We start from the raw sequence: 22714 nt of genomic DNA, 5'->3' as shown, positions 1-22714 counted from the left end.
CCAAAAGTTGCACTAGGTAAAAAAAATGTCTCAAGGCAACAAAAAAGTTGCCAAGCTAAAAATATTGTATAAGGGTTAATTTCATATAGACATAGAAAGGGGTTCATGACAGCTATGAAACAAGCATTGACCGTTAAAGATTTATATGTTTCATATCATGGCAGCGAGGCGCTCCATGATATCAATTTCTCCATTGACCAAGGGAAAATGGCCGGGATCATCGGGCCAAACGGCGCCGGCAAATCGACGCTATTAAAAGCGATCCTTGAATTGATCCCAAAAGATAAAGGCGAGGTCCGCCTGCTTGAAAGACCTTTGAAGGAGATTCGCAGAAAAATCGCGTACGTTCCCCAGCGGAATGACATGGATTGGACATTTCCGATCAATGTTCTCGATACCGTCCTGCTTGGAACATATCCTGAGCTGGGGCCTATCCGCCGCCCGAAAAAAAGCCATAAAGACTGGGCGCACCATTGCCTTGAAAAAGTCGGAATGGCCGCTTTCTCCAAGCGCCAGATCGGCGAGCTGTCGGGCGGACAGCAGCAGCGCGTATTTCTCGCCAGGGCGCTCGCCCAAAAAGCTGAGCTGTTCTGCCTTGATGAACCATTCGTCGGAATCGATGTCACCAGTGAAGAGATGATTGTCGGGATATTGCAGGAATTGCGTGATGAAGGCAAAACCGTACTCGTGGTGCATCACGATCTGAGCAAAGCGGACAGCTACTTCAATGAACTGATCCTGCTGAATAAAAAGCTGATTCAAAAAGGCCCCGTCTCCGAAATCCTCGAGCCGGACGTAATGATGAAAGCCTATGAATCTCAGCTTTCATTTCTGCAAACGAAACGGGGGGCAATCTGATGGAATTTATCAATGGACTGATGGAATATTCCTTTTTGCAAAAATCATTGTTTACATCAATTATGGTCGGCATCATTTGCGGAGTAATCGGCTGCTTCATCATTTTACGGGGAATGGCGCTCATGGGCGACGCTATCTCCCATGCCGTCCTGCCGGGGGTCGCCATTTCTTATATGCTGGGCGTCAACTTTTTCTTCGGAGCCGTTTTCACCGGCGTACTGACCGCGCTCGGAATCGGCTATGTCAGCCAAAACAGCCGGATAAAAAACGATTCGGCCATCGGCATCGTGTTTACCGCCTTTTTCGCGGTCGGCATCATTTTGATCACGCTTGTGAAAAGCTCAAGCGATCTGTACCACATTTTATTCGGCAATGTACTCGCCGTCCGTTCATCAGATATGTGGATCACGCTTGTCATCGGCATCCTCATCCTGACAGCCGTCTTTCTGTTTTATAAAGAGCTGCTGATCACTTCGTTCGACCCGACGATGGCCGCCGTCTACGGTTTGCCGAACCGGCTGATCCATTACTTTTTAATGACGCTTTTGACAATGGTGACGGTCGCATCGCTTCAAACCGTCGGCATCATCCTCGTCGTCGCGATGCTGATCACGCCTGCCGCCACCGCATACTTATTGACGGACCGGCTGTGGGTGATGATCTATATGGCCGCTTTCTTCGGCGCTTTGTCGGCAGTCATCGGCCTGGGGCTGAGCTACACGTACAATCTCGCATCTGGGGCGGCGATTGTTCTTACCGCTACGATCCTGTTCGGTCTGGCCTTTATGTTTTCACCGAAACAAGGTGTGCTCTGGAGATCATTGAGATCAAGACGGAAAAGAGCAGCACTTCAATAAAAATAGAGGGGGAAATCAAATGAAACGGTTCGTCAAACAAAAATTCGCGCTTCTGGCGGCTGTGATGCTGTTTCTCGCCGCCGGCTGTTCAGCGAAAAGCAGCAGTGAAGAAAACGGAAAATTGAAAGTTGTGACCACGTATTCGATCCTTTATGACATCGTCAAAAACGTCGGGGGCGATCACATTGATTTGTACAGCATCGTCCCTGTCGGCACAGATCCTCATGAATACGACCCGCTGCCAAAGGACGTCCAAAAAACGACGGATGCCGATATCGTCTTTTATAACGGGCTGAATCTTGAGACAGGCAACGGCTGGTTTACCAAGCTGCTTGAAACGGCCGAAAAAGCCGGAGATGATGCCCCGGTTTATAAGCTGAGCGAAGGTGTGAAAGCGAAGCACCTCACATCGAAAGGAAAAGAAACAGAAGAAGATCCCCATGCATGGCTCGACATTCAAAACGGGATTCAATATGCTAAAAATGCACGGGACGCGCTGATCAAAAAAGATCCCGATCATAAAAAAGACTACGAAAAAAACGCGGCGGCCTATATTGAAAAGCTGGAAAAGCTTCATGTCGAAGCGGTGGACCGCTTTAATGACATCCCGAAAGACCGCCGCATCCTCGTGACAAGCGAAGGCGCCTTTAAATATTTTGCGGCGGCATACGGTGTAGACGCCCAATATATTTGGGAGATTAATACCGAAAATGAAGGCACCCCCGGGCAGATGAAAAAGATCGTCGACACGGTGAAGAAAAAGAAAGTTCCGGCATTATTCGTAGAGACAAGCGTTGATCCGCGAAGTATGGAAAGCCTGTCAGCCGAAACCGGCGTGCCGATCAAAGGAAAAGTATTTACCGATTCGATCGGCAAGCCGGGTGAAGCCGGAGAATCCTATTATCAGATGATGAAAGAAAATCTTGACCGCATCCATCAGGGACTCGCGGAATAAATGGCAAACGGCTGTGGCTGTATATGGATCTGCAGCCGTTTGTCAGGTTTGCCCGATTTTCGCGAAGGGTACTGTATACAGAAAGCGCGGAAAAAGGAGTGTTTACTGTGGAAAACGTATCATATGATGAGTGCATCAAAGCCTGTCAGGAGTGTCTTCAGCTTTGCAACGAGTGCTTTGACAAATGCCTAATGGAAGAAGACGCCTCCATGATGGCCGAATGCATCCGCTTGGACAGAGAATGCGCCGACATATGCCATGCCGCCGTCCAGGCAATGACACGGAACAGCCCGTATGCTGAAGATATTTGCTTGTTGTGTGCAAAGGTTTGTGAAGCATGCGGAAACGAGTGCAGCTTCCATAAGCATAGCCATTGCCAGGTAAGCGCTGAAAGCTGTTTCAGATGTGCCGAGGCCTGCAGAAACATGGCTTCTTAATGAAAGAACATCCGGCGTGTCCAAACATTTGGGCATGAAGCCGGTTTTTTTATTTCTCTCCCCCTGCGATTTTTAGTCTTCTCCCCCTGTCAAACTGATACAATATGACTATAAAAGGGGGTTTTCCATATGAAAGACAGCTTGTTCCAAATGACTTCCGACACATATCAGACACTCAGCGACTCCGAACGCCATTTGCTGGAGTATATTTATCAGCACCTGGACCTGATCTCAACCCAGTCGATCGTGAAACTAAGCGAAAATGCCAATGTTTCAACAGCTACGATTGTCAGGCTGATGAAAAAGCTCGGCTATGACGGCTACACTTCCTTTAAATATGCATTGAAAGAGAGCCATCAGCTCGGACATACTCCCCTCATGGATGATATCGACAGCCAGATCAAACAGGCCATATTGAAAAACGAACGGGAAGTCCTTGATACGATCAAAATGCTTGATATCGGCCTGATTGAAGACGCCATACAGAAAATCAACAATGCCGCAAAAATTTATATTTTTGCAAGAGGCTTATCTGAAATGATCGGTACGGAAATGACGATCAAGCTCCAGCTGCTCGGAAAAAACTGCGAAATGCACAGCGATCCGAACATTATCAGAGGCAAATCGAAAACACTGACAAAACAGGATCTAGGCCTGTTTATCTCACTGAACGGGGAAACGGAAGAACTGGTCGAGGCCGCAACCAATTTCAAATTGCAGGCGATTTCCTCGATTACGTTGACGACAAGAATTGACTCCAGGCTCGCAAAACTGTCTGAGATCGTGCTGGTCGGTTTCAAAGGAGAACAGTCTTTTTTTCCGGATTACGAAGTCCGCTCACGCCTGCCCCTGCAAGTCCTCTCCCGCATTATGCTCGATTCATACGTGATTCGCACCTCGCATGAAACATCTGGTTGAAAACCTTTACACAACCTGTAAACATCCCTCCTTTGATCTGTGACATAATGTCTGTGAAGTCATAGATAAAGGGGGGAAACAACATGATCTATACATGCACGATGAATACCGCCATCGACCTGTTTGTGGAAACCGGTGATTTGCTTCCCGATATTGTCAACCGCACGACAGATGAAGATTACCAGCCTAACGGAAAAGGCGTCAATATTTCCTTTATGCTGAAGCGCCTCGGCCTCGACAATACGGCGCTCGGATTTACAGGGGGGTTTACAGGGCGCTTTATTGAAGATGAGCTGAAAAAAGAAAACATCGCAACCGATTTTGTAAAGGTTGACGGAATTTCCCGGATTAATATTTTTATCAACGCACACCGTGAATTCAAAATTGTCAACAAAGGACCGCTCATATCAGAAGAGCGGACACAGGAATTGATCCATAAAATTCGCGAGATTCCGCGGGGACGCATTTTATTTGTTTCCGGCAGCCTTCCAAAAGGCGTTCAGGAAGACATTTACCCGGCTTTGGCCAGTATTGCCGCCAAACGGGACTTAAAGCTGATTTTAGATATCAGCTCGCCCGCACTTCTCGACTGCCTTCCATACCGCCCTTACCTGATCAAACCGAATGAACAGGAACTGGCCGCATTTTTCAATATGAAGAAAGCGCTGTCAGAGGAGGAAATCGTCTATTACGGCCGGGAGCTTTTAGAGCGGGGGGCTGAACGGGTGCTCGTCACCCGCGGAAAGGACGGTGCGGTATATTTTGACCGCAATCAGACATTAAAGGTGACATCAGCCAAAGGCAGAGTCGTCAACACCGCGTGTGCGGGTGATGCCATGCTCGCGGTGTTCATCGGCAAACAGAAGCTCGGCATTCCTCTTGAAGACGCATTAAAGCAGGCGTCGGCCGCAGGAGCGCTGACGGCCTTTTCAAAAGGGCTCTGCGATTTGTCCAGACTCGATGATATCCTGCCGCAAATTCGGATCACTCATTTATAAAAAAGGGGGTTTTAACATGGCAAACATCAAAATCATTGCCGCGACCGGCTGTCCGACCGGAATCGCCCATACGTTTATGGCTGAAGAAGCTTTAAAACAAGCCGCAGCAAAGCTGGGCGTCGACATCAAAGTGGAAACCCACGGCCAGGTCGGCGTGCAAAACGAACTGTCGGCTGAGGACATTAAGCAGGCTGACGGGGTGATTATTGCGGCGGACAAGGATGTGGGCGCCGACCGTTTTATAGGCAAGCCTGTTCTTGACGTTCCCGTCGCCCGCGGAATTCGGGATGCGGAAGCACTGATTCAGACGCTGATCAATAAAAAAGCACCGATTTACGGCAAAAAGACAGCCGAAAAAACAGCGGAAGAAACAGACATCATCGAATCCGGGTCGGCCGGCCGGAAAATTTATAAACACCTGATGAACGGCGTCTCCCACATGCTTCCGTTCGTCGTCGGCGGAGGAGTGTTGATCGCGATCTCGTTTTTATTCGGCATTCATTCCGCTGATCCGAAACATCCAAGCTATAACGCGTTTGCCGAATTGCTAAACAAAACCGGCGCGTTCGGCTTCCAGCTGATGGTTCCGATCCTTTCGGCATATATCGCCGATTCAATGGCCAAACGCCCGGGCCTGATTGTCGGGTTTATCGGCGGAATGATCGCCAGTACGGGCGGAGCCGGCTTTTTAGGCGGAATTGTCTCCGGATTTTTAGCCGGGCTGATCATTTACGGCCTATCTTATGTACTGAAAAAAATGCCGCAGTCGCTTGAAGGATTAAAAGCGATCTTCCTTTATCCCGTCCTCGGCATCTTTCTGATCGGAGCCGTCATGTTCGTATTAGTGGAACCGATGACAGCGATCAATGAAGGCATGAAGCACTTTTTGGCCGACTTTCAAGGAGCGAGTCCCGTCATTCTCGGCCTCATCATCGGATGTATGAGCGCCTTCGACATGGGCGGACCAGTCAATAAAGCGGCATATGTCACGGGAACCGCGCTGCTTGCCGAAGGGAACCAGTATTTCATGGCCGGCGTCTCTGCCGCATGCATCACCCCGCCGCTCGTCATTGCATTTGCCACTTTGTTTTTCCGAAAATACTTCAGCCAGCAGGACCGGAATGCCGGGCTCGTCAATTTCATTCTCGGCGCCACTCACATCACAGAAGGCGCCATCCCGTTCGCCGCCAAAAAACCGATCCCTGTCATCCCGATTTTGATGATCGGTTCATCAGTATCAGCCATTTTAACGTATTCGTTCGGCGTTCAGGTGCCGGCCCCGCACGGCGGTTTCCTTGTCCTCCCAGTCGTCAACGGAGCATTTCAATGGGTCGTGTCGATTTTAATCGGTTCGCTCATCGGCGCTTTCTTGTACGGCTTATACCAAAAACGGGCATATGAAAAAATTGAGAAAGGCTGATCATTATGAGCACAACGATATTTGTAAAAAAAGAGCATATCTGCCTTCACGAAGAATTGTCATCGCAAGCTGAGGTCTTTGACAGACTGGCCGAAATCGCCTATGACTCGGGAATCGCAGCATCAAAGGAAGCGGTCGTAAACGGTTTGGCAAAAAGAGAAGCGGAAAGCACGACCGGCTTTATCGACGGATTTGCCATCCCTCATACAAAGCTTGAGGACATAAAAGAAGCGGCCGTATTGATAATGAAAAACAAAACAGGTATTGAATGGAACGCTCTTGATCAGACACCGGTCACGTTCATCATTGCTTTATTTATACCTGATGCCGAGGCAAACAGCACGCATTTGCAACTGCTATCATCCCTGTCGCGCATGCTCGTTCATGACGATGTGAGACGGCAGCTGCTTGAGGCGGAAAGCCCTGAAGCCATTCAGTACACCATCTCAGCCTATATATCTTAATTCTTATGAAAGAAGGAATCGGAATGCTGACAAATACAAAAAAAATGCTGCTGGACGCGCAGGCAAACGGCTATGCGGTGCCAGCCTTCAACATTCACAATCTCGAAACCGTGCAGGCCGTGACCGAAACGGCGGAAGCTCTTAGGTCGCCCGTGATTCTTGCGGCGACCCCGGGAACATTCAGCTATGCCGGCCGCGACTACATCCAGGCGATCACAGAGACGGCTGCGGCGCGCTGCACGGTACCGGTCGCCCTTCATCTTGACCATCATGAGCACATCGATGATATTCGCGAATCATTGACATTGGGAACGAAATCCGTGATGATCGATGCGTCCCATCATCCATTCGCAGAAAATATCGCAATGACGAAAAAAGTCGTTCAGTATGCCCGGCAGAAAGACGCCACTGTTGAAGCGGAGCTCGGACGGCTTGGCGGACAGGAAGATGATCTTGTCGTGGATCAGGCTGATGCATATTACACTGATCCGGATGCGGCCAAGGAGTTTGTCGACAAAACCGGCATCGACTCATTGGCCGTTGCGATCGGCACGGCTCACGGCCTTTATTCTTCAGAGCCGAAAATCGATTTTGACCGGCTGGCCGAGATACAAAAACGCGTCTCGATCCCGCTGGTCCTGCACGGCGCATCAGGGATTCCCGAACAAGACGTCAGAAGGTGCATCAAACTGGGCTGCGCAAAGGTGAACATCGCGACAGAATTAAAAATTCCTTTTTCCGATAAGCTGCGCCATTATCTAAACGATCATCCCGAAGCGAGCGATCCGAGAAAATACATGGCTCCCGCCAAAGAAGCGATGAAAAAAATCGTCGAAGAAAAAATTTATATGTGTATGAGCAACGGAAGATATTAAACAGCAAAAGCCGGATGCCTCCTTTTGAAGGGCATCCGGCTTTCCGCCTGGAATACGAATCCATCTCCGCCGCAGGGCCGGCCGGGCGGATCGAACCACAGCCGGAAAATTACGATCCCGCTTCATCAGTCACAGATCGGCGCTGTTCCGTCTGTAAATCAATGCCATTCAGCCATCTTGAAACAGAAGGATTATGATGCGTGCATCTTCCATTCTGTTTCAAGATGTTTTCCGCTTTCAAAAAAATGAAAAGGATCCCTGGAAAACAAACCGGGGATCCTTTCCTCACATTATTCTGACTGATGGCTCGGATGCTGTTCATCCGGAGTGGAATTCTGGCCGGAAAAAATGCTGTACACGCCAATTACGAGTCCCACATAAACAACCGCCGAAACCGCCCAAATCAGCACTTTTCTGTTTTTCAAGACGGATTCCTCCAATCCAGTTTCACCTTTTGCAGCCTGAGCGCATTCAGAACGACCGATACCGAGCTGAACGCCATGGCGGCGCCGGCGAGCCACGGGGCTAAAAAGCCGAGGGCGGCGAATGGAATGCCGACACTGTTGTACGCGAACGCCCAGAACAGATTTTGTTTAATGTTTTTGATCGTGAGCTTGCTCATGGAGATCGCATCGGCGATGCTGTTTAAATCTCCGCGGATCAGGGTAATATCGGCGGCTTCCATAGCAACGTCGGCCCCTGTTCCGATGGCCATACCCGTGTCTGCCGCTGCTAAAGCCGGAGCATCATTGATGCCGTCGCCGACCATGGCGACTTTTTTTCCTTGCGCTTGAAGCTTTCTGATTTCTTCCGCTTTTCCTTCAGGCAGCACTTCGGCTACCACCCGCTCGATTCCCGCTTCGGCAGCGATCGCTTCTGCCGTCCGCCGGTTGTCTCCGGTAATCATGACGACGTCAAGCCCCATATCCTTGAGCCTTTCAACCGCCGCTTTCGACGTATCCTTGATCGTATCGGCCACGGCAATTAATCCCGCAAACCGGCCGTCAATTGCTGCAAGCATCGCCGTTTTCCCTTGTTTCTCAAGCTTCTCCATATTGCCAAGTACGTGGGAAATATCGATCCCGTGCTGTTCCAAAAGCCGTCTCGTACCAATCAAAACCTGCTTCTCATCAACAGCGGCTTCAATACCGTATCCGGGTATCGCTTCAAAGCGGCTCGGATCGGCCGGATCGATTCCTCTCTGCCTGATGCCTTCAACGATCGCTTCGGCAAGCGGATGCTCGGAATTTTTTTCCGCCGATCCGGCCAATGTGAGGAATTCCGTTTCATTCAGCCATGATTCGGGGCGTACATCTGTGAGCTGCGGCTTTCCGTTTGTGACTGTCCCCGTTTTATCAAGAATCACCGTGTCTAAGCGGTGAGCGGTCTCTAAGTGCTCTCCGCCTTTAAACAAAATGCCGTATTCGGCCGCCCGTCCCGAACCCGCCATTATCGAAGTCGGCGTTGCAAGCCCGAGCGCGCACGGACATGCGATGACAAGAACGGCGATCAGCTTTTCGAGCGCTGCGCCGAAATCGCCGGGATTCACGGCCAAATACCAGGCCAAGAACGTTATGATGGCGATCGCGACGACAATCGGGACAAAAACACCTGAAATGCGGTCAGCAAGCCGCTGAATCGGCGCCTTTGACCCTTGCGCCTCTTCCACCACTTTAATAATTTGCGCCAATGCCGTGTCTTTTCCTACTTTTTCAGCTCTGATTTTCAAAAATCCGTTTTTATTGACCGTAGCGCCGATTACTTGATCTCCGACCGTTTTGTCGACGGGGATGCTTTCACCGGTAATCATCGATTCGTCCAAGGCTGAACGGCCTTCAACAATCTCTCCGTCCGCCGGAATTTTTTCGCCGGGTTTGACGTGCATGATATCGCCGGCCAGCACCTGTTCAATCGGCACGGTCATTTCTTCGCCGTTTCTGACGACGGTCGCAGTCTTTGCCTGAAGTCCCATCAGCTTTTTGATCGCATCAGATGAGCGGCCTTTCGCTTTAGCCTCAAACAGCTTCCCTAAAATAATCAACGTCAGCAGGATGGCGCTTGTTTCATAATAGAGGCCTTCTGGATGTCCATTGGTTCCGAGGCTGGCAATACTTAAATAAAGGCTGTAAAAATAGGCCGCCGACGTTCCGAGTGCGACGAGCACATCCATATTGGCGCTTTTGTTCCGCAGCGCTTTGTAAGCGCCGACGTAGAATTGTCTGCCGACAATAAATTGCACCGGGGTGGCCAACGCCAATTGCACCCACGCATTCATCAGCATATCAGGCAGCCAGATAAATGACGTGAATCTGAAATGGCTGACCATCGCCCACAGCAGCGGAAAAGACAAAATGGCGGAAAATATGAATTTTCCCGTCTGGTTTTGGATGTCTTTTTCCCTCTGCTCTGCCGCGCCGCCTTCGCTCTTATCTTCTTTTAATGTCAGCTTGTAGCCGAGCTTTTCAACAGCTTCTTGCATGTCGTCCACAGATGCGGCGCCTGGAAAATACTCGGCTGTCACCGTCTCAAGGGCAAAATTGACAGGTGCGCTTTTGACACCGGGCAGTTTATTGAGCCGCTTTTCGATCCGGTTTGCACAAGCCGCGCATGTCATCCCTAAAATCGCAAATTCCGCTTTTTCGGCCCCCACGCGGTAACCGAGCGACTCCACCTTATCAGCCAGCTGCCCGACATCAACGCGCGCCGGATCGTAGGTGACTTTCGATTTTTCCAGCGCCAGATTCACATTGGCATCTTCAACCCCGTCAAGACGTTTTAAGCCTTTTTCAATCCGGGCCGCACATGCGGCGCATGTCATGCCTGATATTTGAAGAGTGGCTTCTTTTTGTTCACCCATATCCTTCACTCCTTATATACCCCCCATAGGTATATATTCTCGCAGAAAAAACCGCGCCCTTACAGCGCGTATTTTTCCCTAGTGAGCGACATCATACCCTTGATCCTCGATGACATCGACGATCTCTTTCAGTGATACTTTGTCTGCATCAAATGAAACGTCAACCTTTCCGCTTCCCAAATCCACTTTGACGGATTCAACGCCGCTCAATTTCCCGACGTTCCCTTCAACGGCCTGAACGCAATGGTTGCAGGACATTCCTTTCACATCAAGCGTTTTTTGTTCCATATTGAAAGCCTCCCAAGGTTTGATGATATTGATCAATTTCATATTACCATACCCCTGTAGGGTATTTCAAGAAAACATTCTTCTCATTAGTTCTTTTATGATTTTGAAAAGCGTTTAAACACGTCCAGCAGCTCTTCAATCGCTTCTTCGCCTTTGCCGCTTTGAATGGCGTCGGCCACGCAATGATGGGTATGATTTTCCAGCAGACTGAACGCCACCTTTTGCATGGCGGCTTGAACTGCGGAAATTTGAACGAGTATATCGACGCAGTAACGGTCGTTTTCAATCATGTTCTGAATGCCCCTGACCTGTCCTTCAATTCTTTTTAACCGGTTTGTAATTTGCTCCTTTTCCTTTGAGCTTTTGGGGTTCAGCATATGTTCTTCATGATGTGCTGTCATTGGAACACCTCTCTTTCTTACATGGCGGTAATATCATTATAAAATGTAAACAGAATGATGTCTAAAAAAGATAACCCCGAGCAGATGGGGTCATCTTCTGTATTATTTCAGCGCTTTGAAAAATTCTCTCATGAATTCCGGAAGGTTGGACCAGTCATGCCCTGAGACAAGGTTTCCGTCAACATGCAGCTTTTCTTCAATATAGGTAGCGCCTGACGCTTCAACTTCAGGCTTGCACGCAATGTAAGCGGTCAGCTCGCGTCCTTTCAGATGTTCTCTCAGACTGGTGAAAATCAGGCTCGCATGACAAATGGCGCCGACCGGTTTATTTTCCTCAAAGAAATGGGCGACGATCTTTAATAATGAGTCATACATCCGAATGAATTCGGGAGCGCGTCCGCCCGGGATGATAAGGCCGTCGTATTCTGACGGATCAACCTCATCAAATGATGCGTGCGCCTCGATTAAATAGCCCGGTTTTTCGGTGTATGTATCCCAATCTAAGAAGTCATGAACGACCGTATGGAGCTTTTTCTTTTTCGGCGCCGCAATCGTCACCTCAAAGCCTTCTTCCAGACAACGGTAATAAGGGTAATACACTTCAAGCGCTTCAACTGCGTCACCCGTTACAATCAGTACCTTTTTCGCCATCCAAAACATCTCCCTTTTTTTAGTCTACCCTTTTATTGTATCCGATTCAGGCCTTCTTTTAAAACCAAGCGCTCGGAGCTCTTTTAGCCGACAATCGTCACCGCCTCCGTTTTTTCCTTCAATGCGGCCAGCGATTCTTCATCAATGCCTGAATCGGTAATCACCACGTGCCCGTCATGAAGCTGATCGATTTGCGAAAACGCCCGTTTTCCAAATTTGCTGCTGTCCGCCATAATAACCGTCTGATCGGCGATATCGATCATCCGCTTTTTCAGAAGGGCCTGCCATTCATTTGAATCGCTCAACCCCTTTGCAGGATCAACCCCTTTGCAGGAAAGGAAAGTTTTGTTCACATGGTACATCTCAAGGGAACGCTCCGCCAACGGGCCGACAAATGACATGGATTGCGGAAGCAGCATTCCTCCGGTGGAGATGACCGTGATTTTATCCTTTTTGCTAAGCTCCATCGCCACTCTGACCGAATTCGTAATGACGGTGAGGGGAATGTTTTCAAGCGTTTTTGCCATATACCACGCCGTCGTGCTGGCATCGAGAATGATGCGTTCTCCGCTTTCGACAAGCTTGACCGCTTCATAGGCAATCATCTTTTTTTCGAGGACATTCGTAATTTCGCGCTCCCGAAAGTGCACTTCCGCTTCTTCCGTTTGCACGCTGACTGCTCCTCCGTGGCTTCTTTTCAGCTTGTTTTCCTTTTCAAGCTTTTCCAAATCGCGCCTGATCGTTTCCTCTGTGACAGAAAATAGCTCGCTTAACTCTGTGACGCGTACGCTCGAGCGCAGATTGACTAGTTCGACGATTTTTTGGTGTCTTTCAGCTACAAGCATCCGTTTACTTCCTTCCTCTACGTAAAAATCACTGTTTCTTCCATCATAGCGCATAAGCGCTAAACCGGGAAATGTTTTTAATGTGTCCGGCCGGAAAGAGCGCCCAAAATATGCGCCTTAAAATGTTTGTACGCTTTATCCCAGGCCGGCGCATCTTCAGGCTCGTATGTTTGTTGAGAAAAGGATCTGCGAATGGCATGCCGCGCTTCCTGAACATCCCAAAACAAATCGAGCGCGAGAGCCTGAACCGCTATATTTTTCGATTGCGCTCGCTTCAGAGGGGCCCGCCCATACCTTTCTCGCCAACACATTCGCTGTATATTGGCAAAGCAGTTCATTATGAATGCCTCCCCCAACCATATGAAGACCTTCATATTCCTTTCCTGTCATAGCTTCCATCCGTTCAAGCGCAAAGCGGTATGTCAGCGCGAGACTTTCCAGCACACAGCGGATGATCTCTCCAGGCGTTTCCGGGACGTTTTGATTGGTCTTTCGGCAGTAGCCCCGGATCGCCTCTGGCATATTGACGGGATTGAGAAACATGCCATCATCCGGGTCGATCAATGATGCTAACGCGTCCGCCCGCGCGGCCTGCTTCACAAGCTCCCCGCTCGTATACCGTTTTCCGTCTTTCTCCCAATCAGCCTGGCAGCGCTGGAAAATCCACAGTCCCATAATGTTTTTCAGAAAACGGAAGGTACCCCCGACACCGCCTTCATTTGTAAAATTCCAAGCAAGCGCCTGTTTGGTCATAAGAGGCGCTTCAAGCTCAGTCCCGATCAAAGACCAAGTTCCGCAAATCAAGTAAGCGAATTCTTTTGACTCAGCGGGAACACCGACAACAGCCGATGCCGTATCATGCTCTCCGACTGCGATGACAGGCGCCGCCGGAACACCCAATTCTTCACATACGGACGGCGACAGGCGCCCCGCTTCACTTCCGGGTGTTAGAATGTCTTTTGCGAAAATCGCGTCCGGGAGGCCAAGGCTGCTGATAAGCTCCCAATCCCAGCCGGAGGTTTTCGGGTTGAACAGCTGGGTTGTCGTGGCATTCGTAAATTCGCTTTTTTTCTCGCCTGTCAAAAAGTAGCGCAGCAAATCGGGAATCATTAACAGCGTCTCAGCCCGTTCCAAAAGAGGCGATTTGCTTTTTTCAGCGCATAAAGCTGATAAATGGTATTGAAAGGCAGGAGCTGAATGCCCGTATGTGAAAATATCTTTTCCTTGCCGAGATCACTCAATACTTCTTCCATCATTCCGTCGGTATGAGGGTCCCGGTAATGATAAGGATTGCCCAAGAGCTCTCCGTTTCGATCGAGGAGGCCGAAATCGACCGCCCAGGAATCAATCCCGATGCAGCTGATTCGGCCGCAATCGTTTTTCGCCTTCAAGATGCCTTGCTTGATTTCATGAAAGAGGCGGAGAATATCCCAATATAGATGCTGTCCCGCCTGTACGGGCTGGTTTGGAAAGCGGTGGATTTCCTTCGCTTTGATCAGGCCGCCGTCAACATGCCCGCTAAAGGCTCTGCCGCTTCCCGCCCCCAAATCGAAAGCCAGGATCGTCACCAGCTTGCACCGCCTTTGCCGCGCGACAGGATTTTTTCGGCATATCCGCTTTCTTGATAAGCTTTCAGGGGTTCAGCCGGAACGTTCATCTCTTCGCGTACGGCATATAGAAGCGGTCTTACGTCGATTTCAAATGCTTCACGCACGGCCGCCTCACAAGCGAGCACATCTTGACGCTCCTGCGCTTTTTTGACGTCCTCATAATTGATGAGGAGCGCTTTGGCATAGTATGTCTGCACATTCATGACCGAACGGATCACAGCCGGGATTTTCGCTTCAAGGTTATGGCATTGATCAAGCATATATGAAATATGTTCGGCCGTTCTTCTGACATTTGGGTCAGAATCGCGGGAAGCGTCCAAAATTTGATAGAAAATGAGAAACAGCTCATACGGATTGTGCGCACCGACGATTAAATCGTCATCCGCGTATTTGCGGCTGTTGAAGTGAAAGCCCCCCAGCCTCTGTTCATCAAGCAGGTAGGCGACGATATGTTCAATGTTCACGCCTTGGGCGTGGTGGCCGGTATCCACGAGAACCTCAGCCTGGGGGCCGAGCTTTTGCGCCAAATGGTATGCCATGCCCCAATCGGCCAGATCGGTATGGTAAAAAGCAGGTTCAAAAAATTTATACTCGATTAAGAGGCGCATGTCATCATCAAGTGCGCTGTACATTTCAGCCAGACATTCATACATCCAGTGTTTCCGCTGTCTGATGTCGGCCTGGCCGGGGTAGTTGCTCCCGTCTGGAAGCCAGAGGCTCAACTCCTTGGAGCCGGTTTGTTTGGCGATATCCACACACTCAAGCAGGTGGCCGGTCGCTTGCTTGCGAATATCCGCGTCGGCGTTCGTGACGCTTCCGAATTTGTAATCATCGTCCTGGAACAGGTTCGGATTGACGGCTCCGATCGCGATCCCCAGTTCTTCGGCATGCGCTTTCAATTTCGAATAATCATCAACCCGGTCCCATGGAATATGAATCGCGACAGATGGACAAACGCCGGTCAGTTTATGGACGACTGATGCATCCTCCATTTTTTCGAAAGGATCTCTCGGGACGCCTTCCTGCTGAAAGACTTTAAAACGCGTGCCCGAATCGCCGTATCCCCAAGAAGGCGTTTCAATTTTAAGCGCTTTCAATTTTTCTTTTGCGTCAGGCAAATTGATGCCCCTGTCCTTTTGCTGCTCTTCAAATATGGCGTAGACGCGGTCATTCATGTACACTCATCCCCTTGTTTGTTTTTAGCGGATATGCCATTGTCGACATTAACGCCAGTTCCGGCTGGGTTGTGTCCAATCGGCTGTACTGGACGATAACGGGTATGTCGCTTTCAATTTCGATGGCATATGGCGCGTTTTCGGGAATACGCTCTCCCGAAGCGTGAAGCAAACTCGTGCGAATATGCTTAGTTCTTCTTCCTTTGACTGTCTCGGCTATCCCCTCAAGCGGCGGGCGGTCTTCAAAATAGACGGTGATCGCAAGCGTTGCATCCCGGCCGTAGCAATTTAAAACGCAAATCGATTCGTGGCTGGTTAAATCGCCTGAACTGACCGGCGGTATAAAACCATCGGGAATGATCCAATGATGTTCTCCTTTCATCCCATTTCCCCCTTTGTTTTCAAAAGGCGGCCCCTTCGCGCCGCCTTTTCGGTTATCTCGAAAATGCGGCCGGCACGCCTCCGTCGACCGTCAGCATACACCCCGTTGTTTTTGCCGATTTTTCTGATGCAAAGTAAGCGATCGCTTCGGCTATATCCCGCGGATAAATGTTGACGGAAAGAGCCGTCCGCTTTCGGTAATGCTCTTCAAGCTGCTCCGGTTTAATTCCGTAGGCGGCCGCCCGTTCCTCGCGCCATTTCGAATCCCAGATGGCCGATCCTTGGAGGACGGCGTCAGGCAGAACGGAGTTGACGCGGATTCCGTATGGACCGCCTTCAGCAGCGACGCATCTCGCCAAATGGACTTCCATCGCTTTTGCCGAGCTGTAAGCGGCCGCGTTTTTACCGGCATAGACGGAATTTTTCGACCCGACAAACACCATGCTTCCCCCGAGATTTTGTTTTTTCATTTGCTTAAATGCTTCTCTGGCGACAAGAAAATATCCTGTTCCGAGCACATTCATATTCAGGTTCCATTCCTCCAGGCTCGTCTCATCAATCGGACTTGATGTCGCAAGCCCCGCATTGTTGACAACAATGTCAATTCCCCCGTACAGCAGGGCGCCCTTCTTGAAAGCGGCCTGAACCTCATCTTCTTTTGTGACGTCAAATTTTACGACAAGCTCTGCTTTAGGATTGTTTTTGACTCCTTCGGCAATCATTTTTGATAAAGTAAAGCCTGACGCACATAAGGCACCCAAACAAAACGGCTGCCAAAAATCTCTTCGGCGATCTGCTTCCCGCTGTCAGCGCAGCAAATGCTGATGATCGCATCCGGATGTGTATGATCAACATGGGAAAATGGCAAAAAAGCGTCTCGATTGATGGCCGCGGATGGCTCTTATCGATCATGCAATGCGCCAAATAAGCCGTCATCTCTTCGTCAGACAGATGATCGCGCTCGATTAGCGGGCGAACGTCATCAAGCTTCAATCCGGTAAATTGTCCCGCTGACATTGTCGCCAAATCTGATCCGCTTCCCTTCACCCACATGACGTCAATTTCCCTGCCCCGAAAATCTGTTTCTTTCGTTTTCATCGACGTATTGCCGCCGCCCCAGTTGCATACCGAACGGTCGGAACCGATCAGGTTGGAACGGTATACGAGCTCATCTAACCCAGGCGTCAATGCTGCCGCTTGCTCATCAGACCACAAATATTTCACCATACGAACCACTCCGTTTGCTTTTGTTTATTTTTGAATATGCTTGTTTATAGAGTAGCATATCTTGTTTTTTGTAAGCGCTTTTTTGCAAATATCATTTTTAAATCTGCCTGAGAAACATATTCCACAGCCAAAAAAAGGTTGAAATTCCCCTCTTCATCTTTTAATATATAAATTCATGTTTTTTTAAGGAGGGATGATTCAATGAACAGAAAACACAATGTACCAGTCAAGCTGATCATTATAATGTTTATGATTTGCACGTTTTCCATCGGCTTTACGGAATACGTCGTCATGGGCATTTTAACTTCTATTTCAAAGGATCTCTCTGTACCGATTTCATCCACCGGACTGCTGGTTACGGCTTACGCAGGAAGCGTCTGTCTGACAGGGCCGATTGTGACGATCCTCTCGGTAAAGCTGCCGCGGAAGCCGGTATTGCTCGGGTTGATGGGGATCTTTGTTTTGGCCAATACGCTCAGTATATTCGCGCCAAACTTTACGGTTTTATTGATATCCAGAATTTTATCCGCATCCGTTCATGGAGCATTTTTTGCGACGACAATGGTATTCGTCAGTGAAATGGTGCCGCCTGAAAAAAGGGCCGCCGCTGCAGCCTCAATGAATGGCGGATTAACCATCGCTTTGATGCTCGGTGTTCCGTTCGGCTCTTATTTAGGAGACCTTTTCAGCTGGCGGACTGTCTTTTTAATAATCGCGATTCTCGGTCTCATCGGCTTCACCGGAATCGCCCTGACCGTGCCGCATAAAAAACCAAAAGTCGTTCCGAAACTGATCCATGAATGGAGTGTGTTTAAAAATAAACAAGTTCTCTATTCCTTTGCCATCACGATATTCGGCTACTCCGGCGTGTTTATCGCCTATACCTTCATTGAACCGATGCTGAGGCACTCAGCCGGTTTCGGGAGCCTCGGCATTACAGCTGCTCTTTTCGCATATGGCTTCGGCGGTGTCGTCGGCAATTTTTATGCAGGAAAAGTGCCGTTCCATCTGCTGACCCGCTCAATGATCGGGGTGATGATCACGTTGATGTGCATTCTTGCCGTCTTTCCGCTTGCAGCCGGACATCCGGCAGGCGCCATTATGATGACCTTTTTATTCGGAGCGGGCGCGTTCGGAACAGTCCCGCTCTTACAAACCAAAGTCGTCGCCGGATCTGAGCACGGAACAACGATTGCGACTTCGGTCAGCATTGCCGCTTTCAACCTGGCCAACGCGCTTGGCGCTTGGATCGGAGGCATTATTCTCAATGCGTCCAAATCGTACACCTATCTCGCCACAGGCGGCGCGCTGATGACCACCCTCGGACTGATGCTGACGATGTTCGCTTATGCATCAGAGAAACGGCAAGTGAAAGAAGTTTGGGAATAGCGTTCAAATCAAAAAGCTCCACATTCGGATCATGTGGAGCTTTTTTTTATCACATCATTTTCATGGATAACGGTCCTGTCCTCTCCTCTAAAAACATAGGCAGGCTTTGTTCCGATGACCTGTATCCCGGTGTCTTCAACCAAAATGGCTGTTTCTTCAGGCAATGATATCACCGGCGTGTCATATTGTTTCATAAATGCTTTGATCAGCGGGTCATCTTCATGATGGTAGTGGCACCAAATCGAATACTCGTCCGTAAGGCCCAAACCGTTAACATCTCTTATTCCCGCATCGTTATCATCCATATGCGAACAGGTCATGATATTTTTCCCGAATATGATAGCGCCCGCACTTCCGCCGTAGATGATTCCCCCTTGTTCCACATAGTCTTTTAAAATATCGATAAAACGGGTGTCAGTCACGTGTTTCAACAGACGAAATGTATTTCCGCCGCCGATGTATACAGCCGAAAACTCCTTCAAATCCCGGATGCTCTTGCCTTTAAGATTCGTCCACATGATGATGTCGTGTAAGCCTAACGGCTGGAAGACGCCCTGTATCCACCGAAAACAATCTGGAAAACGGGAGGCATCCATCGCAGCGGGAATATACAGTAAAGGCTTCTCTTTATCGATTTCCTCTGCAAAACGCTGATCTATTGTACGAGTCTGTTCCCTATCTCCGCCTCCGGAAAAAAACAATTTCCGCATAATACCACCTCATTTCACCAGCTTATGACGAACGGACAGTTTTTTTGCTTTGTTTGTGTATACCTTTTGAGCCGCTTTTTTTCCCGATCACCATCTGCATCACCAGGGCAACGGCCCCATACAGCACTCCAAAACAGCAAAAAACGAAAACCGAAGGCAGCCTTTCCAGGAAAAATGCCGATATCATCGGGCCGCAGGCCATTCCAGTATATCTGATAAAGTTAAACATCCCTAACGCACTGCCCCTGCTCTCCTCAAATTCGTTTGCCATCATCGTGGAGAACAGAGGCGGGATAAGCCCCATCGTCATGCCGAACAGGATCAAAGCGATCGACATAAAAAACAGCGATGTTGAATGGGTGAAGCTAAAAAAGACAATGCTGCCGGCTGACGTGAGGTTGCCCCACAAAAACAGGTGTCTGAGCGCTACCTTCTTTTGTATCCATTTAAACACAATGCTCCCGGCAATCGTACTGACCGCGATCGGCAAATAAAGCAAACCGACAATGTTCAAATCAAGATGATAGCTGTCCGTTAATAAAATCGGCAAATAAACGACAACGGAAAAATAAACGAGAAAAATGAGAAAGCCTAGTATTAACACTGCGTTTCCCGACCTGTTTGTAAAGATGGCCTTGTAGTGGGCTACTAGTTTCCCTGCGTTCAAATTTGCTTTCTCCCTTCTTTCTTCGCGGGGAAAGTAGAGCGCATTTGCCAAAAGCAATATGACGGAAAGCCCGGTCAGAAGCCAAAAAATGCCCGGGTAATTGTAGCGTTCACCGATAAAACCGCCAAGTATCGGCGCCGCTGCCGGAGCTACGGAAAGCAGCATTTGATAAGTCCCCATCGCACTGCCCCGCTTCGTTCCTTCAAATAAGCCGCCGATTGTCGTTGCTGCAATAAGAGGCAGCGCTGCTGTTCCCACCGCTTGAAGCACTCTGAACATCAGAAACAGCGTGAAATCCTGAGAGGCGGCGCAGCCGATGCTGGCGATGACGGTTAAGCCGATGCTTGCCAGCATCACAAACCTCGCGCCTTTAACATCAACAATCGAGCCCAAAATAATCTGCATCACCGCCGTAATAAAAATAAAGATGGAAACTGACAGATTCACCATCGAAACCGAAACATGAAACGAATCTCTGATTAAAGGAATAATCGGTGAATAAACATTTTGATTTAACGATGCAAAAAATGCACTGATACACACTAAGTACAAAATGAATGAAGAACTTGATTTCAAGGGCTTCAATTTAAAAACGCCTGCCTTTATTTGATTGAATCTGCGGGCTGAAAAAATCCGCGGCGGCGTGACGCATGGCCCGCTCTGAAACGCCGCCATCGTCCGGTCGATGTCCAACCATCACATATGCTTAGACCATTCGCCTAAAAACCGGATAACGGTCTCCAGCTCCGCTTCTGAAAATTGTTCAAACAATGCGATATAGCGTTTTTTTGCAATCTCATGCATGCGGTCATGGACCGCTGCCAGTTTTTCGCCTTCCTCTGTCAGCGTATAATACAATTCTTTGTTGTTGTTCGGCTTTTTGCGGGACTCGATCATACCGTGCTTCAGCAAAACGGTTGTCGCTTTTGTGATCGCCGCTTTGGAAACGTGCAGCTTTTCGGCAAGATAAGCGTTGTTGACCAAGGATTGGCCGTCATTGATTAAAGAAACGATGTGCAGTTGTGTGATCGTCCAATGCTGAGGCAGGTTTTCTTCGCCTTTTAAAGCTTCCTTCGCGAGTTCCTGCTGTACATGCTGCGTCCGCTTTTCCCGATTGAGGATAAAATCCTGAACGGCTTGAAATGCCTGTTCATAAATGCTGTTTTCCACTTTATTCATCCCTTTCTATTTTTGTTAACCAGTTAACTAAAATATAGTTTACCAGTTAACAATAATATTAGCAAGGAAAAAAGCATATTCCACGGGATGATGACCGCAAAATATGCTTTTAGAGATTTAATGATAAAACTGTTTTTCCACCCGGAAAGCGGTTTGAGATCCTGTTAGTGATAGCCCAATGGTTTGCCAAAGGCAAGCCCCGCTATATACATGTGAGCCGCATTGTACAGGCTCCTCTCTCTTCCATGTTCCGCAAGGACGGCCGGAATGATTACCGATTTCCCAGGCTCTGCTTCTTCTCTTCCACGAATCGGTCAACGGCTTCTAAAGCACGCCGCACTCCGCCTGAGTGTTGAAAACTGTCCTTAATCTTCCGAATACCTTGCAAATAGGCTGCATTTTCCACAGCTTCATTTACAGCTTCCTTCAATGTATCAGCGTTCACATCGTCCTCTGATAGTGTGTAGCCTGCCCCAAGCTCGGCTAGACGTGCGGCGACAACAGGCTGATCTTTATCATGCGGAATCACGACAAGCGGGACTTCGTAATGAATCGCTTCATTCACACTGTTCATTCCGCCATGAGTGATAAAGACGTCGGCTTGCTGCAGTACCTCTAATTGGGGTACATAAGAAGAAATGATAAAATGGCCGGGCGCCTCTTTCAGCCGGCTTTGATCAGCCCTTTCTCCGGCGGCGATGACAACCTTCCCTTGAAAATCGGAGAATGCATCAATACACGTATTGAAAAAGGCTTCTTTGTTGTCGAGAACAGTCCCCATTGAAATATAAAGGACCCGTTCTCCGCGGAGAGTTTCCACCTGAAAGCCGCGGCGCGAATCTTTCCGCTCCGGAAAGCTCGGACCGATAAAAACATACTCATCACCGTACTGACCGCTGTCAGGCTGAAAATAACGGCTTGTATACACGATATTCAATTCGCCGTCATTTCTCATAAATTGCGCCGGGCTGTCCACTACTACGCCAAATTGGTCCTCAATCTCGCGTATCAAACGTTCAACCTCCGGATTTCCTTGAGCCGCTTTGATCGGACCGTGTTTTTTCATAAACTCTTCAGAAAACAAAAATGACGAGGATGAGGAGATTCCCGGAATCCCTAAATAATCCCGCGCAAGCTTTCCAGCGCCGAACGTATCATAATAAACAAAATCAAATTCGATCTGTTCAGCCAATTCTTTGACGATCGACAACGTATCTTTAGCAATCTGAATCATGATTTTCAGCACCGAATCCACGCCTTTAAGCTGCTTCATGAAATCGGGCTGAAGATGGACATGGACGCCGAGCGCTTCAAGCCTTTCTTTAAACTTCTCGGTCGTAACGTAGTGAACATTGTCCCCTCTTTCAGCGAAAGCCTTCGCGATACCAAGGGTAGGATTGACATGGCCTTCGGCCGGAACATTGATCATCAAAATATTCGCCATCATTTCACACTCCTTTATTCTAAAAATTCTACATGTAAAAAACGGTAAAAGTCCACTAACTAAAGTCTGAACTCATGGGGGAATTTAGCAGGAATTGAAAGCCTTAAG

Annotated in this window: 23 protein-coding genes and 2 pseudogenes; 11 read left to right on the top strand and 14 right to left on the bottom strand. The window is 48.9% G+C overall.

Annotation, left to right across the window (positions count from 1 at the left end; all coding sequences use genetic code 11):
- Positions 1 to 114: 114 nt before the first annotated feature.
- The 10 genes from BTR1S_RS10240 to BTR1S_RS22795 all read left to right on the top strand — a co-directional run bounded on the left by BTR1S_RS10240 (position 115) and on the right by BTR1S_RS22795 (position 8031).
- Positions 115 to 858, top strand: a complete 744-nt coding sequence (locus BTR1S_RS10240) for a metal ABC transporter ATP-binding protein (RefSeq protein ID WP_006639084.1) — start codon at positions 115 to 117, stop codon at positions 856 to 858.
- On the top strand, positions 858 to 1715 hold the full coding sequence (locus tag BTR1S_RS10235) for a metal ABC transporter permease (protein WP_006639085.1): 858 nt from the start codon (positions 858 to 860) through the stop codon (positions 1713 to 1715). Before BTR1S_RS10240 ends, BTR1S_RS10235 begins: the two co-directional genes overlap by 1 nt.
- A 19-nt stretch (positions 1716 to 1734) precedes the next feature.
- Positions 1735 to 2670, top strand: a complete 936-nt coding sequence (locus tag BTR1S_RS10230) for a metal ABC transporter substrate-binding protein (RefSeq protein WP_006639086.1) — start codon at positions 1735 to 1737, stop codon at positions 2668 to 2670.
- 107 nt (positions 2671 to 2777) lie between these two features.
- Positions 2778 to 3107, top strand: a complete 330-nt coding sequence (locus BTR1S_RS21860; protein WP_081723766.1) for a four-helix bundle copper-binding protein — start codon at positions 2778 to 2780, stop codon at positions 3105 to 3107.
- Between the two features lie 129 nt (positions 3108 to 3236).
- Complete coding sequence (locus BTR1S_RS10220) at positions 3237 to 4025, top strand: MurR/RpiR family transcriptional regulator (RefSeq protein WP_006639088.1); 789 nt, start codon at positions 3237 to 3239, stop codon at positions 4023 to 4025.
- Positions 4026 to 4108: 83 nt separating this feature from the next.
- Positions 4109 to 5023, top strand: a complete 915-nt coding sequence (gene tagK, locus BTR1S_RS10215) for a D-tagatose-1-phosphate kinase (protein WP_006639089.1) — start codon at positions 4109 to 4111, stop codon at positions 5021 to 5023.
- Between the two features lie 16 nt (positions 5024 to 5039).
- Positions 5040 to 6443: a PTS fructose transporter subunit IIC gene (locus tag BTR1S_RS10210; protein WP_006639090.1), complete on the top strand. Its 1404-nt coding sequence runs from the start codon at positions 5040 to 5042 to the stop codon at positions 6441 to 6443.
- Positions 6444 to 6448: 5 nt separating this feature from the next.
- The gene (locus BTR1S_RS10205; RefSeq protein WP_029419526.1) at positions 6449 to 6907 is read left to right on the top strand and encodes a PTS sugar transporter subunit IIA; all 459 of its coding nucleotides are present in this window, start codon (positions 6449 to 6451) and stop codon (positions 6905 to 6907) included.
- Positions 6908 to 6930: 23 nt separating this feature from the next.
- Complete coding sequence (locus BTR1S_RS10200; protein WP_006639092.1) at positions 6931 to 7782, top strand: tagatose bisphosphate family class II aldolase; 852 nt, start codon at positions 6931 to 6933, stop codon at positions 7780 to 7782.
- A gap of 24 nt (positions 7783 to 7806) precedes the next feature.
- Positions 7807 to 8031 carry a hypothetical protein gene (locus tag BTR1S_RS22795; RefSeq protein WP_006639093.1) on the top strand — a complete coding sequence of 75 codons (225 nt, stop codon included), beginning with the start codon at positions 7807 to 7809 and terminating at the stop codon, positions 8029 to 8031.
- A 41-nt stretch (positions 8032 to 8072) separates the two neighbouring features.
- On the opposite strand, the gene BTR1S_RS23215 is transcribed toward BTR1S_RS22795, so the two are convergent.
- From BTR1S_RS23215 to BTR1S_RS21855, 10 genes and pseudogenes are all read right to left on the bottom strand, one after another.
- Positions 8073 to 8207, bottom strand: a complete 135-nt coding sequence (locus BTR1S_RS23215) for a hypothetical protein (protein ID WP_255265710.1) — start codon at positions 8205 to 8207, stop codon at positions 8073 to 8075.
- Positions 8204 to 10639 (bottom strand): heavy metal translocating P-type ATPase, encoded by a 2436-nt coding sequence (locus tag BTR1S_RS10190; RefSeq protein ID WP_029419527.1) that lies wholly within the window; start codon positions 10637 to 10639, stop codon positions 8204 to 8206. Before BTR1S_RS10190 ends, BTR1S_RS23215 begins: the two co-directional genes overlap by 4 nt.
- Before the next feature lie 78 nt (positions 10640 to 10717).
- Positions 10718 to 10927, bottom strand: a complete 210-nt coding sequence (gene copZ, locus BTR1S_RS10185; protein WP_006639096.1) for a copper chaperone CopZ — start codon at positions 10925 to 10927, stop codon at positions 10718 to 10720.
- A gap of 95 nt (positions 10928 to 11022) precedes the next feature.
- Positions 11023 to 11328, bottom strand: a complete 306-nt coding sequence (gene csoR, locus BTR1S_RS10180) for a copper-sensing transcriptional repressor CsoR (RefSeq protein WP_029419528.1) — start codon at positions 11326 to 11328, stop codon at positions 11023 to 11025.
- Between the two features lie 102 nt (positions 11329 to 11430).
- A complete protein-coding gene (locus BTR1S_RS10175; RefSeq protein WP_006639098.1) occupies positions 11431 to 11979 on the bottom strand; it encodes a DJ-1/PfpI family protein in 549 nt (182 codons plus the stop codon).
- A gap of 83 nt (positions 11980 to 12062) precedes the next feature.
- Complete coding sequence (locus BTR1S_RS10170) at positions 12063 to 12824, bottom strand: DeoR/GlpR family DNA-binding transcription regulator (protein ID WP_006639099.1); 762 nt, start codon at positions 12822 to 12824, stop codon at positions 12063 to 12065.
- Positions 12825 to 12901: 77 nt separating this feature from the next.
- Positions 12902 to 14392 (bottom strand): annotated as a pseudogene (locus BTR1S_RS10165) (rhamnulokinase).
- Positions 14389 to 15609, bottom strand: a complete 1221-nt coding sequence (rhaI, locus tag BTR1S_RS10160; protein WP_029419529.1) for an L-rhamnose isomerase — start codon at positions 15607 to 15609, stop codon at positions 14389 to 14391. The pseudogene BTR1S_RS10165 and the gene rhaI overlap by 4 nt, the downstream one beginning before the upstream one ends.
- Positions 15602 to 15991, bottom strand: a complete 390-nt coding sequence (locus BTR1S_RS10155; protein ID WP_029419530.1) for a sensory rhodopsin transducer — start codon at positions 15989 to 15991, stop codon at positions 15602 to 15604. The genes rhaI and BTR1S_RS10155 overlap by 8 nt, the downstream gene beginning before the upstream one ends.
- Before the next feature lie 52 nt (positions 15992 to 16043).
- Positions 16044 to 17217, bottom strand: a pseudogene (locus BTR1S_RS21855) (SDR family oxidoreductase).
- Between the two features lie 201 nt (positions 17218 to 17418).
- Here BTR1S_RS21855 and BTR1S_RS10140 point away from each other — a divergent pair.
- Entirely contained in the window at positions 17419 to 18606 is a 1188-nt protein-coding gene (locus tag BTR1S_RS10140; protein WP_029419533.1) for an MFS transporter, read from the top strand.
- Between the two features lie 29 nt (positions 18607 to 18635).
- Here BTR1S_RS10140 and BTR1S_RS10135 read toward each other — a convergent pair whose 3' ends face one another.
- The 4 genes from BTR1S_RS10135 to BTR1S_RS10120 form a co-directional block, all read right to left on the bottom strand.
- A complete protein-coding gene (locus BTR1S_RS10135) occupies positions 18636 to 19316 on the bottom strand; it encodes a peptidase E (RefSeq protein ID WP_029419534.1) in 681 nt (226 codons plus the stop codon).
- 22 nt (positions 19317 to 19338) lie between these two features.
- Positions 19339 to 20568: an MFS transporter gene (locus BTR1S_RS10130; protein WP_029419535.1), complete on the bottom strand. Its 1230-nt coding sequence runs from the start codon at positions 20566 to 20568 to the stop codon at positions 19339 to 19341.
- Positions 20569 to 20679: 111 nt separating this feature from the next.
- The gene (locus BTR1S_RS10125; RefSeq protein WP_006639105.1) at positions 20680 to 21153 is read right to left on the bottom strand and encodes a MarR family transcriptional regulator; all 474 of its coding nucleotides are present in this window, start codon (positions 21151 to 21153) and stop codon (positions 20680 to 20682) included.
- A 280-nt stretch (positions 21154 to 21433) separates the two neighbouring features.
- Positions 21434 to 22609, bottom strand: coding sequence for a macrolide family glycosyltransferase (locus BTR1S_RS10120; RefSeq protein WP_029419536.1), 1176 nt, complete (start codon positions 22607 to 22609; stop codon positions 21434 to 21436).
- Between the last annotated feature and the right edge of the window lie 105 nt (positions 22610 to 22714).

It is taken from the genome of Bacillus sonorensis NBRC 101234 = KCTC 13918 (assembly GCF_001592005.1).
Taxonomy (GTDB): domain Bacteria; phylum Bacillota; class Bacilli; order Bacillales; family Bacillaceae; genus Bacillus; species Bacillus sonorensis.
The sequence above is the reverse complement of the archived record's forward strand: the minus strand, read 5'-3'. Positions and strand labels throughout refer to the sequence as shown.

What these genes read in the sequence shown, in the direction of transcription:
- BTR1S_RS10155 (WP_029419530.1), bottom strand. Translation starts at nt 15,991, where the DNA reads ATGAAAGGAGAACATCATTGGATCATTCCCGATGGTTTTATACCGCCG.
- rhaI (WP_029419529.1), bottom strand. Translation starts at nt 15,609, where the DNA reads ATGAATGACCGCGTCTACGCCATATTTGAAGAGCAGCAAAAGGACAGG.
- BTR1S_RS10190 (WP_029419527.1), bottom strand. Translation starts at nt 10,639, where the DNA reads ATGGGTGAACAAAAAGAAGCCACTCTTCAAATATCAGGCATGACATGC.
- BTR1S_RS10240 (WP_006639084.1), top strand. Translation starts at nt 115, where the DNA reads ATGAAACAAGCATTGACCGTTAAAGATTTATATGTTTCATATCATGGC.
- tagK (WP_006639089.1), top strand. Translation starts at nt 4,109, where the DNA reads ATGATCTATACATGCACGATGAATACCGCCATCGACCTGTTTGTGGAA.
- BTR1S_RS10200 (WP_006639092.1), top strand. Translation starts at nt 6,931, where the DNA reads ATGCTGACAAATACAAAAAAAATGCTGCTGGACGCGCAGGCAAACGGC.
- csoR (WP_029419528.1), bottom strand. Translation starts at nt 11,328, where the DNA reads ATGACAGCACATCATGAAGAACATATGCTGAACCCCAAAAGCTCAAAG.
- BTR1S_RS10175 (WP_006639098.1), bottom strand. Translation starts at nt 11,979, where the DNA reads ATGGCGAAAAAGGTACTGATTGTAACGGGTGACGCAGTTGAAGCGCTT.
- BTR1S_RS10210 (WP_006639090.1), top strand. Translation starts at nt 5,040, where the DNA reads ATGGCAAACATCAAAATCATTGCCGCGACCGGCTGTCCGACCGGAATC.
- BTR1S_RS10235 (WP_006639085.1), top strand. Translation starts at nt 858, where the DNA reads ATGGAATTTATCAATGGACTGATGGAATATTCCTTTTTGCAAAAATCA.
- BTR1S_RS10220 (WP_006639088.1), top strand. Translation starts at nt 3,237, where the DNA reads ATGAAAGACAGCTTGTTCCAAATGACTTCCGACACATATCAGACACTC.
- BTR1S_RS10205 (WP_029419526.1), top strand. Translation starts at nt 6,449, where the DNA reads ATGAGCACAACGATATTTGTAAAAAAAGAGCATATCTGCCTTCACGAA.
- BTR1S_RS10135 (WP_029419534.1), bottom strand. Translation starts at nt 19,316, where the DNA reads ATGCGGAAATTGTTTTTTTCCGGAGGCGGAGATAGGGAACAGACTCGT.
- BTR1S_RS10230 (WP_006639086.1), top strand. Translation starts at nt 1,735, where the DNA reads ATGAAACGGTTCGTCAAACAAAAATTCGCGCTTCTGGCGGCTGTGATG.
- copZ (WP_006639096.1), bottom strand. Translation starts at nt 10,927, where the DNA reads ATGGAACAAAAAACGCTTGATGTGAAAGGAATGTCCTGCAACCATTGC.
- BTR1S_RS10140 (WP_029419533.1), top strand. Translation starts at nt 17,419, where the DNA reads ATGAACAGAAAACACAATGTACCAGTCAAGCTGATCATTATAATGTTT.
- BTR1S_RS10170 (WP_006639099.1), bottom strand. Translation starts at nt 12,824, where the DNA reads ATGCTTGTAGCTGAAAGACACCAAAAAATCGTCGAACTAGTCAATCTG.
- BTR1S_RS10120 (WP_029419536.1), bottom strand. Translation starts at nt 22,609, where the DNA reads ATGATGGCGAATATTTTGATGATCAATGTTCCGGCCGAAGGCCATGTC.